Source organism: Bradyrhizobium sp. SZCCT0153 (assembly GCF_018129995.1).
Classification (GTDB): Bacteria; Pseudomonadota; Alphaproteobacteria; order Rhizobiales; family Xanthobacteraceae; genus Bradyrhizobium; species Bradyrhizobium japonicum_G.
Window position 1 is genome coordinate 91,491 of the sequence record NZ_JAFCKS010000006.1, and the last position, 17,204, is coordinate 108,694.

General features: G+C 64.4%; 13 protein-coding genes. 4 read left to right on the forward strand and 9 right to left on the reverse strand.

Annotated features, from left to right (window positions below):
- Nucleotides 1–8 precede the first annotated feature (8 nt).
- The 4 genes from JQ572_RS24895 to JQ572_RS24910 form a co-directional block, all read right to left on the reverse strand.
- Nucleotides 9–878 (reverse strand): carbohydrate ABC transporter permease, encoded by an 870-nt coding sequence (locus JQ572_RS24895; RefSeq protein ID WP_211385471.1) that lies wholly within the window; start codon nt 876–878, stop codon nt 9–11.
- Nucleotides 875–1,825 carry a carbohydrate ABC transporter permease gene (locus JQ572_RS24900; protein ID WP_211385472.1) on the reverse strand — a complete coding sequence of 317 codons (951 nt, stop codon included), beginning with the start codon at nt 1,823–1,825 and terminating at the stop codon, nt 875–877. The genes JQ572_RS24895 and JQ572_RS24900 overlap by 4 nt, the downstream gene beginning before the upstream one ends.
- Before the next feature lies 1 nt (nt 1,826).
- The gene (locus JQ572_RS24905) at nt 1,827–2,678 is read right to left on the reverse strand and encodes a phosphodiesterase (protein ID WP_211385473.1); all 852 of its coding nucleotides are present in this window, start codon (nt 2,676–2,678) and stop codon (nt 1,827–1,829) included.
- A 348-nt stretch (nt 2,679–3,026) separates the two neighbouring features.
- On the reverse strand, nt 3,027–4,502 hold the full coding sequence (locus JQ572_RS24910; RefSeq protein WP_211385474.1) for a protein adenylyltransferase SelO: 1,476 nt from the start codon (nt 4,500–4,502) through the stop codon (nt 3,027–3,029).
- A 193-nt stretch (nt 4,503–4,695) separates the two neighbouring features.
- On the opposite strand from JQ572_RS24910, the gene aspS reads away from it, so the two are divergent.
- Nucleotides 4,696–6,471, forward strand: coding sequence for an aspartate--tRNA ligase (aspS, locus tag JQ572_RS24915; RefSeq protein ID WP_211385475.1), 1,776 nt, complete (start codon nt 4,696–4,698; stop codon nt 6,469–6,471).
- Between the two features lie 116 nt (nt 6,472–6,587).
- Here aspS and JQ572_RS24920 read toward each other — a convergent pair whose 3' ends face one another.
- Complete coding sequence (locus JQ572_RS24920; RefSeq protein ID WP_211385476.1) at nt 6,588–8,561, reverse strand: hypothetical protein; 1,974 nt, start codon at nt 8,559–8,561, stop codon at nt 6,588–6,590.
- 248 nt (nt 8,562–8,809) lie between these two features.
- Between JQ572_RS24920 and JQ572_RS24925 the strand changes: the two genes are divergently transcribed.
- Nucleotides 8,810–11,119, forward strand: a complete 2,310-nt coding sequence (locus tag JQ572_RS24925) for an NADP-dependent malic enzyme (RefSeq protein WP_211385477.1) — start codon at nt 8,810–8,812, stop codon at nt 11,117–11,119.
- Between the two features lie 186 nt (nt 11,120–11,305).
- Entirely contained in the window at nt 11,306–11,758 is a 453-nt protein-coding gene (locus JQ572_RS24930; RefSeq protein WP_211385478.1) for a DoxX family membrane protein, read from the forward strand.
- A gap of 21 nt (nt 11,759–11,779) precedes the next feature.
- On the opposite strand, the gene JQ572_RS24935 is transcribed toward JQ572_RS24930, so the two are convergent.
- The 4 genes from JQ572_RS24935 to JQ572_RS24950 form a co-directional block, all read right to left on the reverse strand.
- Complete coding sequence (locus tag JQ572_RS24935) at nt 11,780–12,340, reverse strand: dihydrofolate reductase family protein (protein ID WP_211385479.1); 561 nt, start codon at nt 12,338–12,340, stop codon at nt 11,780–11,782.
- A 7-nt stretch (nt 12,341–12,347) separates the two neighbouring features.
- Nucleotides 12,348–13,370 (reverse strand): polysaccharide deacetylase family protein, encoded by a 1,023-nt coding sequence (locus JQ572_RS24940; RefSeq protein WP_211385480.1) that lies wholly within the window; start codon nt 13,368–13,370, stop codon nt 12,348–12,350.
- A 167-nt stretch (nt 13,371–13,537) separates the two neighbouring features.
- A complete protein-coding gene (locus JQ572_RS24945; RefSeq protein ID WP_211385481.1) occupies nt 13,538–14,104 on the reverse strand; it encodes a glutathione peroxidase in 567 nt (188 codons plus the stop codon).
- A gap of 93 nt (nt 14,105–14,197) precedes the next feature.
- On the reverse strand, nt 14,198–15,856 hold the full coding sequence (locus JQ572_RS24950) for a L,D-transpeptidase (protein WP_211385482.1): 1,659 nt from the start codon (nt 15,854–15,856) through the stop codon (nt 14,198–14,200).
- A gap of 208 nt (nt 15,857–16,064) precedes the next feature.
- Here JQ572_RS24950 and JQ572_RS24955 point away from each other — a divergent pair, with 208 nt between their 5' ends.
- Nucleotides 16,065–16,616, forward strand: a complete 552-nt coding sequence (locus JQ572_RS24955; RefSeq protein ID WP_211385483.1) for a CreA family protein — start codon at nt 16,065–16,067, stop codon at nt 16,614–16,616.
- The last annotated feature ends 588 nt before the right edge of the window (nt 16,617–17,204 follow it).

Consider the following 17,204-nt stretch of genomic DNA (forward strand, 5'->3'; position numbering starts at 1 on the left):
ATAATCTCCTATTTGATGCCTGAGGTGACGAAAGAGCTGATGAAACGCTTCTGGAAGATCAGGAAAGTGACGAGCAGCGGCGCGATCACCATCAGCGTGCCGGCGGCGATGGTGCCCCAGGCCTGCGTGCCTTCGGCGGTCGCGGTGAAGACCGACAGGCCGACCGTGAGCGGCCGCTTGTCCGGCGAATTGATCACCATCAGCGGCCACAGGAAGTCGTTCCAGTGGCTGGTGACCGAGATGATGGCGAACGCCGAGAAGCTCGGCATCGACAACGGCACGTAGATGTGGCGGATGCGCTGGAGCAGGCTGGCGCCGTCGATCAGGGCCGCATCTTCCAGCTCGGTCGGAATAGCCTCGAAGGCCTGGCGCATCAGGAAGGTGCCGAAGGCCGAGGCGAAGAACGGCATCATCACGCCGATCAGCGTGTCGTAAAGTCCGAGCTGTGCCACCAGGCTCAAGTTCGGCACGATCAGCAGCACCGGCACCAACATGAGCTGCATCAGGAACAGGTAGAAGATCAGCGACTTCCCGGCGAAGTCGAGCCGCGCGAACGCAAAGCCCGCCAGCGTGATCGTGACGAATTGCACCGACAGGATGCCGGTGCAAATGATCGTGGTATTGAGGGCGTATCGCGGGAAATCGCCGATCTCCCAGGCGTCCCTGATGTTGTCGAGCGTTGGCTTCAGGCTCGGCATCAGCTCGGCCATGGCGTTGATGCCATCGGAGGGCGGGCGCAGCGTCGCCACGCCCATCCACAGGAACGGGATCAGCCAGACGATCGCGAGCAGCACCGTCAGCGCAAAACCCAGCTTCGGCGTGATCTCGCGGCGGGTGGCGAGCGGGGTGTCCTTGAACAGGCGGTCGATCAGCGTCATGCCCCGCCCTCGCGGTTCGCCATCGTCCGGAACGAAAGCGCGGTGAGGCCCATCAGCGCGGCGAGCGTCAGCAGCGTTGCCGCCGAGGCCTTGCCGATGTCGTAGTGCTCCACCGCCTGCTCGTAGATGTAGAACAGCACGAGACTGGTCGAGTTCGACGGCCCGCCCTTGGTCATGACGAAGACGTGGTCGACCTGCGTCACCGCATTGAGGGTGGCGATCACGATGACGAACAGGAAGGTGGGCTTAAGCTCCGGCAGGATGATGTGGCGCAGGCGCTGGTACGGGCCGGCGCCGTCGAGATGAGCGGCTTCCATGACGTCCTCGGGCACCGCCTGGAGGCCGGCGAGGAAGAACAGCATGTAGTAGCCGGCGTTCTTCCAGATCGTGATGACCATGATCGCGTAAAGCGCGATGTCGGAATCGCCGAGCCAGTTCGGCAGCACCGGAAGGAAGCGGCCGATGTAGTAATCGAGCAGCCCGACATTGGGCAGGAAGATGAACAGGAACAGCGCGGACGCCGCGACCATCGGAATCAGCACGGGCAGGAACAGCGCGGCCCGCAGCGCACTGGTCACGGCGTTGGTGCGCGACAGCGCCAGCGCGAACAATAGCGCGAGGGCGATGCTCGGGATCGCGGTGCCGACGGCATAGATCAGGTTGTTGACGACAGCGCCGGTGAAGGCTGGGTCGGCGAGCACCGCGTTGATGTTGTCGAGCCCGACGAAGCGGAGCGGCGCCTTCGGCGTGGCGCGCTGGTAGAGCGCATCGACGAACACGCGGCCCATCGCGCCATAGGTGAACAGCGCGAGGAAGATCAGCGACGGAAGCAGCAGCAGATAGGCCGGCAGCGAGGCTTTGAACCGGTGCGAAAACCGATTCAGGATATGCAGACGCGCCGGCGCCGAGGCCGCGACGGGGAGAGCCGCGGGTTCAGCCAGGCTCATCTCACCGCGCCGCGAACTTGAGTGCATAGTCGCGGCCGTCCATTCCCGCCGGTGGCTCGAAGGGGAAACGCAGACTGGTGTCGAGGAAGTCGTGGCTGTGCACGACCAGGTTCTCCCCGTCGATCAGCACCACGCCGTAGGCCGGCGGCTCATGGCTGGCGAGATGCTCGGTCGCGGCAGCGTCAAGCTCGAACCAGACCTGGTGGTTGGTCCCGCGGAGCGTCGAGAACGGTATCTTGCCGTAGCTGCCGAAGATCGGCCGGTGCACATGGCCGAAGAAGAGGTGGCGGATGCGCGAACGATAGGGCGCGATCACCTCGGCGAACTCCGCGCTCTGTGCCAGCGAGATTTCGTCCATCGCGTGGACGCCGACCGGGAACGGCGGATGATGCATGAACACGACGAACGGCATGTCGGCGGGCGCCGCGGCCAGCGTGCTTGCGAGCCAGCTGAGGCGCTTGGCGCACATCTCGCCGGCATGGCTGGTCTCGTCCAGCGTATCGAGGAACACGAACAGGCCGTGCTCGGTGGTGCGGGTGCCCTGCACGAAGCCGTCGGGATCGCGCGGCGCGGCCTTCAGGCCATCGAGGCAGGCCACGCGCTTGTCGTGATTGCCGACCATGGCGATGTACGGGATTTTCAGCGCAGCCATCGCGTCTGCGAAATTGGCGTAGGAGTCAGGCTCGCCCCAATGGGTGAGGTCGCCGGTCACGACCGCGAACGCAGCGTCGGACTGGTGCTTGTTGATGTCGGCAATCGCAGTGTCTAGCCGGGCGCGTGGATCGAGGCCATAGAGCTTCAGCCCCGGGTTCGCCAGATGCGTGTCGGTGATGTGGATGAATTTAAAGGGCATGCGCGCTTGTCAGGACTGTTGGAGGATGGACGCCTCCGGCAAGACGACCCTGACAGGCGGTTAGAGCGCGTGTGTTTCAGTTTGATGACAGCGGTTCCGCGGCGCTCGGAATCCACAGGACGCGCCGGCGAGGGCGCTGGGTCGCATGCCGCACAAAAATCTTGAAAACAACCCCATGCACAGTAGCCGAGGTTGCCGGGACAATGGCTTACGCGCCTCTCGACGCACGTTGACACGTCGGGCAAAACAGGGGCATGATGCCATCATCGGAAAATCCGCAGAGCGCGCCGTGGCCGGCCCGGCGATGGGCGGCTCGATGGAAGGGCTGCCTGCGAAGCCCGGCTCGCCTTACGTTCCGCAGAACGTCTGCAGCACCCGTTCATCCGGCAGGGGCGGATCGGCGTAGGCCGCATACTCAGGCTGATCCTGGTAGGGCTTGGCCAGTACCTTCACCAGCTCCTCGAAGGGCGCATAGTCGTCATTGTTCACGGCGGCCTGGATCACGGCCTCGACGCGGTGGTTGCGCGGGATGAAGATCGGATTGATGGCGTGCATGGCGGCCTGCCGTTCGGCCGCTGTCTGCGGCTCCCAAGCCGTGCGCTCGTGCCAGCGCCTGGCCCAGTCGTCGAAGTCTGCGGGGTCCATGAACTCTGCGCGCGCGTCGTCCGCGGCCGGATCGCCTGCAGCATCGCCCAGCTTGCGGAAGGTGAGGGTGAAATCCGCCTGGTTCTTCGCCATGGTGTCGAGCAGGTCCTGGATCAGGGCCTCGTCGCCGTCGCGCTCCGTGAACAAGCCGACCTTCCTGCGCAGGCCCGCTTGATAGGCCTTGCTGAACGTCTCAGGGAATGCGCCGAGAATTTCCTGCGCCTGCTCGACCGCCTTCTCCTGCTCCTCGCCGAACAACTGCAACAGGCATTCGGCCAGCCGCGTCAGATTCCACAGTGCGATGCGCGGCTGGTTGGCATAGGCGTAGCGGCCCATCTCGTCGATCGAGGAAAACACCTGCGCGGGATTGTAGGCATCCATGAACGCGCAGGGGCCGTAGTCGATGGTTTCGCCCGAGATCGAGCTGTTGTCGGTGTTCATCACGCCATGGATGAAGCCGACCAGCAGCCATCGCGCGACGAGATCGGCCTGCCGTGCGACGACGCCGGCGAGGAGTGCGTGATAGGGCCGCTCGGTGCCTGATAGCTCCGGATAGTGGCGGGCGATGACGTGATCGGCGAGCCGGCGGACCGCCTCGGTGTCGCGGCGGGCGGCAAAGAACTGAAAGGTACCAACGCGGATGTGGCTGGAGGCGACGCGGGTCAGCACGGCGCCGGGCAGCGCGGTCTCGCGGATGACGTGCTCGCCGGTGACCACCGCGGCGAGCGAACGCGTCGTCGGGATGCCGAGCGCGAACATCGCCTCGCTGACGATGTATTCGCGCAGCACCGGCCCGAGCGCGGCGCGGCCGTCGCCGCGGCGGGAGAACGGGGTGGGGCCCGAGCCCTTGAGCTGGATGTCGCGGCGGACGCCGTCCTTGTCGATGACTTCGCCGAGCAGGATCGCCCGTCCGTCGCCAAGCTGGGGCACGAAATTTCCGAACTGATGGCCGGCATAGGCCATCGCGATGGGATCGGCGCCGGCGGGAACCGTTTTGCCGGCCAGGATTTCGGCGCCCTCCGGGGTCTCCAGGACATCGGGATCGAGGCCGAGCTGGACCGCCAGCGGCCGGTTCAGCTTGATCAGCCGGGGGGCCGCGACCGGGGTCGGCGCGACGCGGGCGAAGAAGCTGTCCGGCAGCGCCGAGTAGGAGTTCTGGAAGGGGAAATGGACTGTCATGGGCTCAAGATAGGCAGGGAACGCCGATCGGCAAAGGCTCTGGCCTTGGCTGGCCAAAAATGGGCGGTTCGGCCCCAAAACAGCGCGTTCCCTCGGTTGCCGCCCCGGGTCTCGTCGGGTAAACCCTGCCGCAACTCTGGACCGGCCGTTTCGGCCGTCCGATTCGATCCTCAGACATCATTTTGGGACGACCATGCATCGCTACCGGTCACATACATGCGGCGCGCTCCGCGAGGGCAACATCGGCGAGACGGTCCGCCTTTCAGGCTGGGTCCATCGCGTTCGCGACCATGGCGGCGTGCTGTTCATCGACCTGCGCGACCATTACGGCCTGACCCAGTGCGTAGTCGATCCGGACTCGCCGGCGTTCTCGCAGGCCGAAAAGCTGCGCTCGGAATTCGTGGTGCGGATGGACGGCAAGGCCCGCCGCCGCCCCGAGGGCACCGACAATGACGATTTGCCGACCGGCAAGATCGAGATCTATGTCACTGAGATCGAGGTGCTGGGACCGGCCGGCGACCTGCCGCTGCCGGTGTTCGGCGACCAGGAATATCCCGAGGACATCCGCCTCAAGTATCGCTTCCTGGACCTGCGCCGCGAGAAGCTGCACCAGAACATCATGACCCGCATCGACATCATCAAGTCGATGCGCCGGCGCATGGAGGGGCAGGGCTTTTTCGAGTTCAATACCCCGATCCTGACCGCGTCCTCGCCGGAAGGCGCGCGCGACTTCCTGGTGCCCTCGCGCATCCATCCGGGAAAATTCTACGCGCTGCCGCAGGCGCCGCAGCAGTACAAGCAGCTCTTGATGATGTCGGGTTTCGACCGCTATTTCCAGATCGCGCCCTGTTTCCGCGACGAGGACCCGCGCGCCGACCGTCTGCCGGGCGAGTTCTATCAGCTCGACGTCGAGATGAGCTTCGTCACGCAGGAAGACGTGTTCGCGGCGATGGAGCCCGTCATCACCGGCGTGTTCGAGGAGTTCGCCAAGGGCAAGCCGGTGAGCAAGAACTGGCGCCGCATCCCGTTCGCCGAAGCGCTGCGCAAATACGGCAGCGACAAGCCGGACCTGCGCAACCCGATCGAGATGCAGGACGTCTCCGAGCATTTCCGCGGCTCCGGCTTCAAGGTGTTCGCGCGCATGCTCGAAGACCCCAAGAACCAGGTCTGGGCGATTCCGGCACCGGGCGGCGGCAGCCGCGCCTTCTGCGACCGCATGAATTCGTGGGCGCAAGGCGAGGGCCAGCCCGGCCTCGGCTACATCATGTGGCGCGAGGGCGGAGAGGGCGCAGGTCCGCTCGCGAACAACATTGGTCCCGAGCGCACCGCTGCGATCCGCGCGCAGATTGGTGTCAAGGAAGGCGATGCCGCCTTCTTCGTCGCCGGGGATCCCGACAAGTTCTGGAAGTTCTCGGGCCTTGCCCGCAACAAGGTCGGCGAGGAATTGAACCTCACCGACAAGGAGCGCTTCGAGCTCGCCTGGATCGTCGACTTCCCGATGTACGAGTACAACGAGGACGACAAGAAGGTCGACTTCTCGCACAACCCGTTCTCGATGCCGCAGGGCGGCCTCGATGCGCTCAAGGGCCAGGACCCGCTGACCATCAAGGCGTTCCAGTACGACATCACCTGCAACGGCTACGAGATCGCCTCGGGCGGCATCCGTAACCACGTGCCGGAAGCGATGGTGAAGGCGTTCGAGATCGCAGGCTACGGCGAGCAGGAAGTCGTCGATCGCTTCGGCGGCATGTACCGCGCCTTCCAGTATGGCGCTCCGCCGCATGGCGGCATGGCCGCCGGCGTCGACCGCATCGTGATGCTGCTCTGCGGCACCAACAATCTGCGCGAGATCTCGCTGTTCCCGATGAATCAACAAGCCATGGATTTGCTGATGGGGGCGCCGTCGGAACCCAGCACCAAGCAGCTTCGCGAGCTGCATGTGAAGGTGAACCTGCCGCAGAAGGGCTAATTCCGGCTGAGGGGGACTCTCCGCGAGTCCAACTCTCATCGTGATTGTGGAAGCAGCCTCTCACCCCAACCCTCCCCCCGCAAGAACGGGGCGAGGGAGCGCTCCGCCGTTCTGGCTTACAGCCCCGTCGACGCGTCGATCCGGAATTGCGCCAGCGCGCTTTCCGGGTCGGCCTGGATGAGCTGCATCAATTGCATCAACGGCACCTTGGCGCGGGGCGTGACCTTGATGACGAGCGTCTGGCCCGGCGTCTCGACAAAGCTTGCGATCGCATCCACGGCCGTGCCCGCATCCGGATTAGCGGCGGCGACGTCCGCGCGGTACCCCCTGACGCGGTCGACGAGCGCCTGGCGCGCGGCGTCGCGGCTGACGTTTCGCCCTCGCGCATTCTGCGTCACGGCGGAATCGACGAAACCGTTGTCCCGCACTGAGAATTCGAGCGAGCCGGCTTCAATCCGGGCCGCCTGACCGATAAGCTGGGCAGGATCGGCCGAAAACACGTCGCGTGGCACGTTGCTGAGCGCGATACGCAATTGCGCTTTTGCGATCCCTGCGATGTCGAGGGTTGCCGGCGTCAGAACGAAGCTGTTGGACGACTCTGTCCACGCCGCGCCGAGATCGAGGTCGATCGCGAACTTGTCGATCCCGCTGAGGATCAATGTGAGCTGCTTCGGGTCGGATGGATCGGTGGGCGCGACAAATTTGGCAACCACATGCGCCTTGCTCGGGATCGACCCGACCAGCTGCCCCCAGTCCAGGCTCAGCGTGTCAATCGTGACCAGCTTTTTGGTGTTCTTGTAAGGCGCCACCACTCCCCGGATCTCGGCGCCTTCGAGCACCCGGAACAGGCCCAGCATCTGGTCCGGCGAGGGCCGCTGGCCGGGATCGGTGAAGCCTGCCGTCCAACGCAGCAAGTTTGGTACGCTGAAGGCCTTGAGCGTGAAGCGCTCCATCTTGATCTGGCCTTGCGGCGTGGGCGCATCGAGGCCTTCGAGGGCGAATTCGCCCTCTCGGTATCTGATCGCCTTCAGCGTCGGCGTCCCCTGCGGGGTCGTCATCGACAGATTGCCGATATCGACCCTGCCGACGCGAACGCCCTCATAGAGTCCCGCGAGCTTCTCCATCATCTCGCGCGATTGCGCTGGCGTCGGACGTGACGAGCCGTCGCTGGCCGGCGACAAGGCGAGGACCTCGGCCAACCGGAATTTCGACGGCTGGATAGCAATATCGTCGATGGCGATCCCATCGATCTGCATACGCATGCCCAGCGTCGACGTCGCCACATATGGTCCGGTCGAGATTTGCCCGTAGGCCCGGTGATAGCTGCTGTCATCCGCCTTCTGCGGATCGAGTGCGGCAGTGATCGCGGTCACGTCGATATCGTTGACCGCGATGGTGGAGATTTCGCCGGTCACCTTGTCCGCCTTGCCCGATCCCTGCACGTTGATCGTGAAGTTGACCCGGTCCGCCGTCATGGCGTCGATCTTGCCGCGCTTCAGATTCCGGATCGTCAGCCCGGAATAGGAGATGTCGCCGCTGCCGGCGGCACCGCCGCCTCCATCGAACGTGAAAGCCAGGGTCGGGGCCGTCACCGAAGATGCCGTCACACTCGCATATTGTTCGAGTGCATAGCGGTACATGTCGATCTGTGTACCGCCCGCCGGCGCGTTCATCGCGCGGAGGGGGCCGGCATAGTCCCGCATGGTCAGCTGCTGAATCTTGTACGAGCCTTTCAGCTTCGCCGGGCCGATTTCGCCCAGCGCGAGTTCGAGCCCCGCGATGTCGATGCTATCGGCCGAAAAGCGCGTCTCGTCGAGGAGGCGGACGCCCGTGCCCTTGATGCCGGCGATCTTGATCTGCGCCTGCGACGCGCTGCCGGGCGTGATCGCGATGTCCTCGACCGTCAGCGTCCGGCTCATCAGATCGAACCCGATCTTGCCATGGCTTGCCTTGCCGCCACTCGCACGAACCTGGTCGAACGCTGCCTCGACCTCGGCGGTGGCGCGGTGCTGGATGTAGAGATTGAAGCCGAACCACCCACCTGCGGCGAGTACGACGAGTGCGCTCAGGCCGATCAGGATTCGCTTCATTCCCAGCTCCAGTTGCTCGTTTTGCACTGCGCAACCTGCCATATTCGCGAAATGCCATGCGGTCCAGGGAAAGCTAACGCTATCAGATATTTGACCGCGCGCCCTGTTGATGGGGGCGTAATCGGATGTTGCCACCGGGGCGCCGGGCGTGCTTCATCCCGTTTCCACGGCCCGGAAATATCGCCGTCCACTAGGACGGTCGCTCCGGATTGTGCATTTTGAGGCCGGTAACGCGAGGCAGAGACCGCATGTCGTCCTATTCTGATGATCTCCACCAGGCGGCGCTGGCCTATCATCGGCTGCCGCGCCCCGGAAAGCTCGAGATCCAGGCAAGCAAGCCGCTTGCCAATCAACGCGATCTCGCGCTGGCCTATTCGCCGGGCGTTGCCGCCGCCTGCACCGAGATCGCCAAGAACCCGGCCGAGGCCGCCACGCTCACCACCCGCGCCAACCTGGTCGCGGTGGTCTCCAACGGCACTGCGGTACTCGGCCTCGGCAATATCGGCCCGCTGGCCTCCAAGCCGGTGATGGAGGGCAAGGCGGTCCTGTTCAAGAAATTCGCGGGCATCGATGTGTTCGACATCGAGATCGCAGTCGACACGATCGAACGTGTGGTCGAGACCGTGGCTGCGCTGGAGCCAACCTTCGGCGGCATCAATCTCGAGGACATCCGCGGACCCGAATGTTTCGAGATCGAGGCGCAGCTCAAGGAGCGCATGAAGATCCCGGTCTTCCATGACGACCAGCACGGCACCGCCATCATCGTCGCCGCCGCCGTCACCAACGCCCTGCGGCTCAACGGCAAGAAGCTATCCGACGTGAAGATCGTGGCATCGGGGGCAGGGGCCGCGGCGATCGCGACGCTGAACCTGCTGGTGTCGATGGGCGCGCAACGCAAGAACATCTGGGTCTGCGACATCGACGGCCTCGTGCACGAGGGCCGCAACACCACGATGGATCGCTGGAAGGCGGTCTACGCGCAGAAGACCGACAAGCGTACGCTCGCCGACGTCATCGGCGGCGCCGACATCTTCATCGGCCTCTCGGCGCCGGGCGTGCTCAAGCCGGAGATGGCCAAGGCGATGGGCGAAAAGCCCCTCATCATGGCGCTCGCCAACCCGACCCCGGAGATCATGCCGGAGGAGGCGCGCAAGGCCCGCCCCGACGCCATGATCTGCACCGGGCGCTCCGACTATCCGAACCAGGTCAACAACGTTCTCTGCTTTCCCTTCATCTTCCGCGGCGCGCTCGATGTCGGCGCCACCGCGATCAACGAGGAGATGAAGCATGCCGCGGTCGAGGCCATCGCGCAGCTCGCGCGCGAGGCGCCGTCGGATGCGGTAGCGCAGGGCTTTGACACCGGCGAGACGCAAGGCTTCGGTCCGGGCTCGCTGATCCCGAGCCCCTTTGATCCACGGTTGATCCTGCGCATCTCGCCGGCCGTGGCCAAGGCCGCGATGGAATCGGGCGTCGCGACGCGCCCCATCACCAATTTTGACGAGTACACCGCGCTGCTCGAGCGCTTCGCCTTCCGCTCCGGCCTCGTTATGAAGCCGATGTTCGCCAAGGCCAAGACTCAGCCGGTGCGCGTGATCTACGCCGAAGGCGAGGACGAGCGCGTGCTGCGCGCCACGCAGGTGGTGCTGGAGGAGAAGCTGGCGACGCCGATCCTGGTCGGCCGTCCGTCGGTGGTGGAGGCGCGCATCCAGCGCTTCGGTCTGTCGATCAAGGCCGGCAAGGATTTCGACCTCGTCAATCCCGAGGACGATCCGCGCTATCGATCCTATGTGCAGTCGTATGTCGAGGTCGCCGGCCGCCGCGGCGTGACGCCGGATGCGGCGCGCACGGTAGTGCGCACCAACAATACGGTCATCGCCGCGCTCGCGGTGACGCGCGGGGAGGCGGATGCGATGCTCTGCGGCGTCGAGGGGCGCTACATGAGCCATCTGCGTCATGTCCGCGAGATCGTCGGCTTCTCGGCAGGGATCAGCGATTATGCGGCGCTGGCGCTGCTGATCACCAGCAAGGGCGCCTTCTTCATCGCCGACACCCAGGTGCGACCCAATCCGAGTGCCGAAGAGCTTGCCGAGATCGCCTCGCTCGCGGCGGTTCATGTCCAGCGTTTCAACATCAAGCCGAAGATCGCCTTCGTCTCGCATTCGGATTTCGGCAGCTACGACACCGAGTCCTCGCGCAAGATGCGGCGGGCAACCCAGCTCCTGAAGGAGAAGCATCCGGAGATCGAGGCCGACGGCGAGATGCAGGGCGACACCGCACTTTCGGCTGCTGCGCGGAAAATGGTGCTGCCGCACTCCAAGCTCGAGGGCGAGGCCAACATCATGATCATGCCGACCCTCGATACCGCCAACGTCGCCTATCAGATGATCAAGTCGCTCGCGGATGCGCTGCCCGTCGGCCCGATCCTGATCGGCCCGGCGCGCCCCGCGCACATCCTCACCCCCTCGGTGACGGCGCGCGGCATCCTCAATATGACGGCAGTTGCGGTGGTCGAAGCGCAGGAGCGCGCGGCGCGGCAGCAGCCGACGTTGTTTACGTAGAGGCGTCGGGGCGTTACCTCTCCCCGCAGGCGGGGCGAGGGGGCGCACCTTCGGCGCGTCGGCGGTTCAATCTTTTCAAATCGATTTCGCGATTTCCGCGTTTGTAAACCGGCGAATGACTCATCATAATCGCCTGGTGCTTTCGCCAAATTCCGGTTTCAGAAAGCCTGAGCCAAGAGGCCGATCATGCCAGCGTTCGTGACTTTCGGGCGAATACTGTTCGCCGTGCTGTTCATCTACTCGGGCGCGACCAAGCTCATTGCCATCCAGGCGACGGCCGATTTCATCGCCACCAAGGTCGTGGTGCCCGACATGGTCGCGCCCTATGCCAAGCAGCTCGAGACCGCGACGGCGATGTCCACACCGCAGTTGCTGGCGATCGCGGTCGGGGCGCTCGAGGTCATTGCCGGCCTGATGATCGCGCTGAATTTCGGCGCGCGCTTCTTCGCCATGCTGCTGATCATCTATGTCGCGGTCGCAACCGTGTTGTTTTACGACTTCTGGAACATGGCGGCGCCCGACAACGCCAAGATGCTGGTCGACGCGCTCAAGAACCTGTCGATCATCGGTGCGCTCTGCATGATCATCGGCTATGGCCGCACCACCCGCCCGGCCGAGGCGGCGTACGGGGACGTATGAGGTTCCGCGAGTTGGGTGGCGCTATCGCGCCGCCGCCCGACGCCACGGCGTGACGGTGACGTCATGCGCCGCGTCGAGCATGTAAGGCGTGCCCGGCCTCATCCCGTGGGAAGCCAGCACCTCGTGCGGCGTCCGCTCCGGGACACCGACAAAGCAGCCTTCGCCGCCGGGCAGGCGCAAATGCGGGGCTTCAGATAGCCAGAACGTGTCGTAGCGGTCCATGAACATGTCGAACACGACGGGGCCGCCGATGATCGCAACGGTGCCCGAGGCGACGTCGGCGAAGGCGCAGGCGTCCTCGAAGCTCGAATGGTCCGGATTCCACAGCGTCGCGTTCGGCATCTCCGGGTCGACAGTGAGGGTCTTGATCCTGCGGGTCGTGATCAGCCGCTTGCGCTTCGGCGAGTTCGGCTGCTGCTCGTGCGAATGCCGGCCGTGCACGATCAGCGCTGCACGGTCGAGCGCCTGTTCGAAGAACAGCTTGTCGCCTTCGAACTTCAGACTGTCGGGCATGACATGCGCAGCATCCGCGAGCATGCCGTCCGCGGAGACGATGACGTAGCCTTCGAAACGGAAAGACAATGGCCTTTTATTCCGAGACCGTCGTCACGACGCTGTTGACCGGCCGGGTGCTCACCGTCGGCAGCTTGACGTCCTTGAGCAGCTCCTGGTCGTATTCGGGCAGCGTCGAGGCCGGGAACTTGGCGCGCATCGCCACCACCTTGTAGCCGCCAGCCTTCAGGCGCTTGAGCAACTCGGGCAGGGCCTCGGCGGTGTGCTTCTGGAAGTCGTGCATCAGGATGATGCCCTTGCCCTTGCTGTCGAGCTTCTTCATCACGGTCTCGATCACCTTCTCGGGCTTGGACGCCTTGAAGTCGAAGGAGTCGATGTCGCAGGAGAAGATCGCGGTGTTGCGGTTGCCGAGATAGGTGACCATCTCCGGCGGATGCTGGAGCGCCGGGAAGCGGAAGAACGGCGACGGCGAAATGCCGCCGAGCGCCCACTTCACCGCGGACAGGCCCTTCTCGATCTCTTCCTTGCGCTGCGCTTCGGTGAGCTTCTTGTTGTTGAGATTGGCGTGCGACCAGGTGTGGGTGCCGACCGTGTGGCCGGCGGCATAGACCTGCTTCAGGATCTCCGGCTCGTAGGTGGCGTGCTTGCCGATCGAGAAGAAGATGCCGGTGGTGCATTCGTCGGCGAGTGCCTTCAGGACCGCGGGCGTGTTCTTGGGCCAGGGACCGTCGTCGAAGGTCAGCACCACCTCCTTGTCGCGCAGGAAGTCGAGCTCCTTGAAATGCTCGAAGCCGAAGCCGGGACCGCCCGTGGTGTCGATCTCGACGGTGCGGGCGACGCCGAGCGCGCCCGGTGTGTTGCAGGCGGCGCGGGCGGGCTGCGGCGCCTGTTGCGGCGGCGGCGGATTGACGAAGCCCGCGGGCTGAGCGACGGCTGGAGTGGCTGCCGGAGCCGCAGCGGGCACTGCCGCGGCCGGCGTTGCCGCCGGCGCGGCTTGCGTCGCGGCTGCGGGCTTTGCGGCGGCGGTCTGCGACCATGCCGCGCCCGTCATGCCTAAAGACATCGCGCTTGCCAAAATCAGTCCTGCCGCCACACGCATGGTGTTGTCCTCGAGATTGATCCCGTTGTTCCGCCGTGGCTTTTCGCCTCCGGCAAAACCATCCTGCCCCAAACGATCCTAGCCTAGATGGTGGGCCCTCGCCATTGCAACGGCTGTTTGGCGCGCCGTCACAATTGTGCCCAACCGGATAGGGCGTTTGCGTCAAGTCAAGTCTCAGCCAGTGCCTTGGCGATGGCCGTCTTGATTCGCGTATCGGCCGGTTCGACCGCGGACGAAAATACCGCGGCGATATAGCCGTCTCGGCCTATGAGATATTTGTGGAAGTTCCATTTCGGGACCTCCCTCGGCCGGGCCTCTGCTGCCCATTTGTAGAACGGATGCGCTTTCGCCCCAACCACGACAGCCTTGGCCGCAATCGGGAAGGTCACGCCATATTGGTGATGGGCGGTCTCCGAGATCTCACTGGTGCCGCCGGGCTCCTGTCCGCCGAAATCATTTGAGGGGACGCCGATCACGGCGAGCCCGCGCTCGCGAAACTCGGTCCAGAGGTCTTGCAGGCCGGCATATTGCGGCGTGTAACCGCAGAGCGAGGCGGTGTTGACCACCAGCAGCGGTCGGCCGGTGAACGCCGCAAGGCGGATATCTTCGCCTGACAAGGCCGGGAAAGTGAAGGCGTAGGCCGAGATCCGGCTCATGCCGCTATCGGCTCGCGCGCGTGCAACAGACGAGGTTGTCGCGACAAGCGCGGCGAGCATGGTCCTGCGGTTCAGCATGACGACGTCCCCCGACGTGATCCTGGGCCTGACATTACTCCACCGGCACGAGGCGCCTGCTCAATACCGCGTTATCTGACGCGCCGAAGCACGCTAGTACAGGCGGACGATGAAGTCGGTGCCTTCTCCGGTCTCGCCCTGATTGATGCCCTGGTCGGAGACGATGATCGAGCCGCCCGAGGTCAGCATCTCGTTGATCTTCGTCATCGTATCGGCGGGGATCGAGATGCGGCTGAGAGCCTCGGCCGGGCTGTCGGGCGTGATCACGGGCTTCGCGGCGACCGGGATCACGGCCGCGCCGCGCTGACGGCGCGCCAGGCGGCTGTCGTCCTCGCGCGCGGCGGAACGGGCGGACACCGGCAAGGACACCACCGACCAATGCAGCGAATTGGAGTCGGTCTTGTCGACCTCGGCAGTGAAGACATGCGTGCCGAGCGGCCGGTCGCTCGCGGCGATCGTGATGGGCACCTCGAACAGCGGTGCAAAATTCTGCCGCACGTAGAGCTTGGAATCCTTGCGGCTGATGAAGACTGCGATCTGGCCGGCGCGCCGGGGCGCTTCCAGCTTCGCCGATGGAGCGGGATCGGCGATGCGGGTCTGGTCCCTTTTCGCGTCCGGCGAAGCGGCCTGCTCGGGCGTCGTCTCAGATTTGGCCGTTTCGGACTTCAAGGCTGCCGTCTTCGGGATTTCAGCCTGCTCGCGCCTGGCTGCGTCGGCCTTTTCAGCGGACTTGTCATCGGCGGTCGTCGCCTTGGGCGCTTCGGCAGCCTCAAAGGGCTTCGCTTCGCTGTTCGCGGTGTCGGCCGGCCTGGTGGCCTCTGCGGGTTGAGGCTTCGCCGCCTCAGCGGTTTCGATCTTGGTCTCGGCCTTGTCTTCACTCTTGTCTTCAGTCTTGGCCGCCTCGTCGCGGGCCGGCGCGTTGCCGGTCGTCGCATCCGACATCACGGCGTGGCCGACCGTCGACCGCAGTTCGAGCACGGCGTCTGCGCTGGCCGTCTTTGTCTCGACCGGCTTCGCTTCGGTGACCTTGGGATCGACCGCGCCCTTGTCTGCCTTGTCGCCGACCGTCGTCGGCGGCACGACGCTGGCGGCGGGTTGCGGCGGCACGCGCACGGAGGCGAGCAGCGGATGCGAGAAGTTCTGCGGCGACATCTGGCCGGGCGAGACGATCACGCGCGCACCCATCCTGGTCCAGTTCCACATCTTCACCGCGAACGCCGTCGGCATGCGGATGCAGCCATGCGAAGCCGGATAGCCGGGCAGGACGCCGGCATGCATGGCGACACCTGACCAGGTGATCCGCTGCATGTACGGCATCGGCGCGCCGCTATAGATGTTGGAATGGTGGAATTTGTGTTTCTGGATGACGCTGAACACGCCCATCGGCGTCGAATGGCCCTTCATGCCTGTCGACACCGGTGATTCCGCGAATACGCCGTTGGTGTCGTAGACGGTGACCTTCTGCCGGTCGATCGAGACGACGATGACGAGAGGACCTTGCGGCTTCGTGCCGGCTTCCTTCTCGGCGAAGCTTTCTTTCTTGCCCACCGCACCGCGCTTGTGCGGCTTTTGGCGCGGGACTTCGAGGTGGCGCTCCTGGCGCCCGTAGGATCCGTCGGAATAATCCGTCCAGTAATAGAATGCTGCGTCCGCCTGGCTTGCCGTACCGATTGCACCTGCGGCCGTCAAAATGGCCACCTGCCACAGCCGCGTCGGCTTGGCAGAAACACCGGACACGCACACGCTATTCATCCTCGAATCCATAATCCAAATCAGACGTTAGTCTCTCAGAGGGGATACGCGTTCACCAGCACGGCAGTTCTGCCATCAGCTACATTTGTCCAAACCGTAGCAAAAAAGCCTCACGGAGCGGTAAACGGCGGCTGTATCGGCCCGCGGGTCACCTTCCTGACAGGCCGCCCGATGCCTACATTGTTGGGACTTGTTACTGGAGAACTTCATGTCATCTCGTTTCCCCGGTCTTTCCAGCATCCGCTTGAAAGGCCTCGCTTTATTCCTCCTGGCTCTGGTCGTGCCGGCGGCGTCCGCATCCGCTGCCGACGAGCCGGATCTGATTTTCCGCCGCTCGACCGTGTTCAAATGGATGAGCCCGAACGACAAGCTCGCGACCTATGGCCTCGACGACCCCGAGGTCGAGGGCGTCGCCTGTCATTTCACGGTGCCGGAGAAGGGCGGCTTCAAGGGCTGGCTCGGCCTTGCCGAGGAGGTCTCGGACATCTCGCTCGCCTGCCGCCAGATCGGCCCGATCAAGTTCAAGGCCAGCAAGATGGAGCAGGGCGACGACATGTTCCGCCAGCGCCGCTCGCTTTTCTTCAAGAAGATGCAGATCGTTCGCGGCTGTGATGCCAAGCGCAACGTGCTGGTCTACATGGTCTATTCGGACAGGCTGATCGAGGGCTCGCCGAAGAACTCGACCTCGACCGTGCCGATCATGCCGTGGGGACCGGCGGACGCAAACGTCCAGAAATGCGGCGAGTTCTTCACCCAGTGACGGGTTCGCGGCTGGCCCGCGGTTTTGCAAGATGCGAGCCGGTCAGCCGCACGAACATCTGCGGCGCGGCTTCGAAGCCGCGCCTCGATTGCTGCGCCATTGCGCCAGGCGACGTGGTGCTGCTGCGGCCAGGGCGTTGGTCTCCGCGGTCCGTCGGTTGGTCCGCATCGCGCGCCGTTGCGCGATCTTGCGCCATCATGATGGCCATTCCTCAAATGAACGCGCCCGGTGATTCCGGGCGTCTGGGTCTCGATGGCTTGGGTCGCAGCCGAATCTTCCCCGGTTCGACAGGCCCAGCCCTCGTTTGGCTTCTCTTCAGCAGAAAAACGTAAAACGCATGTGAAGCGTGTGAGGCGGAAGCATGACGGCGGCCTGCGTCCGGCCCGCGTCCAAGCTCGCAGGGGGACTTATCAGACCACTTCGGGCAGCGGCACGACCGTCTGAAAAGATTGGGATTTTCCGCCGAATGTTTCGTCGCTTTGAACGGGACGAAACAATTCTCACGAACATGAAACCATTTTCCGCTTTTGGCGCATCACGCGCGAAACCGCCCATGGTTATCAACCTTGCAACGAGACGGCGGAACCC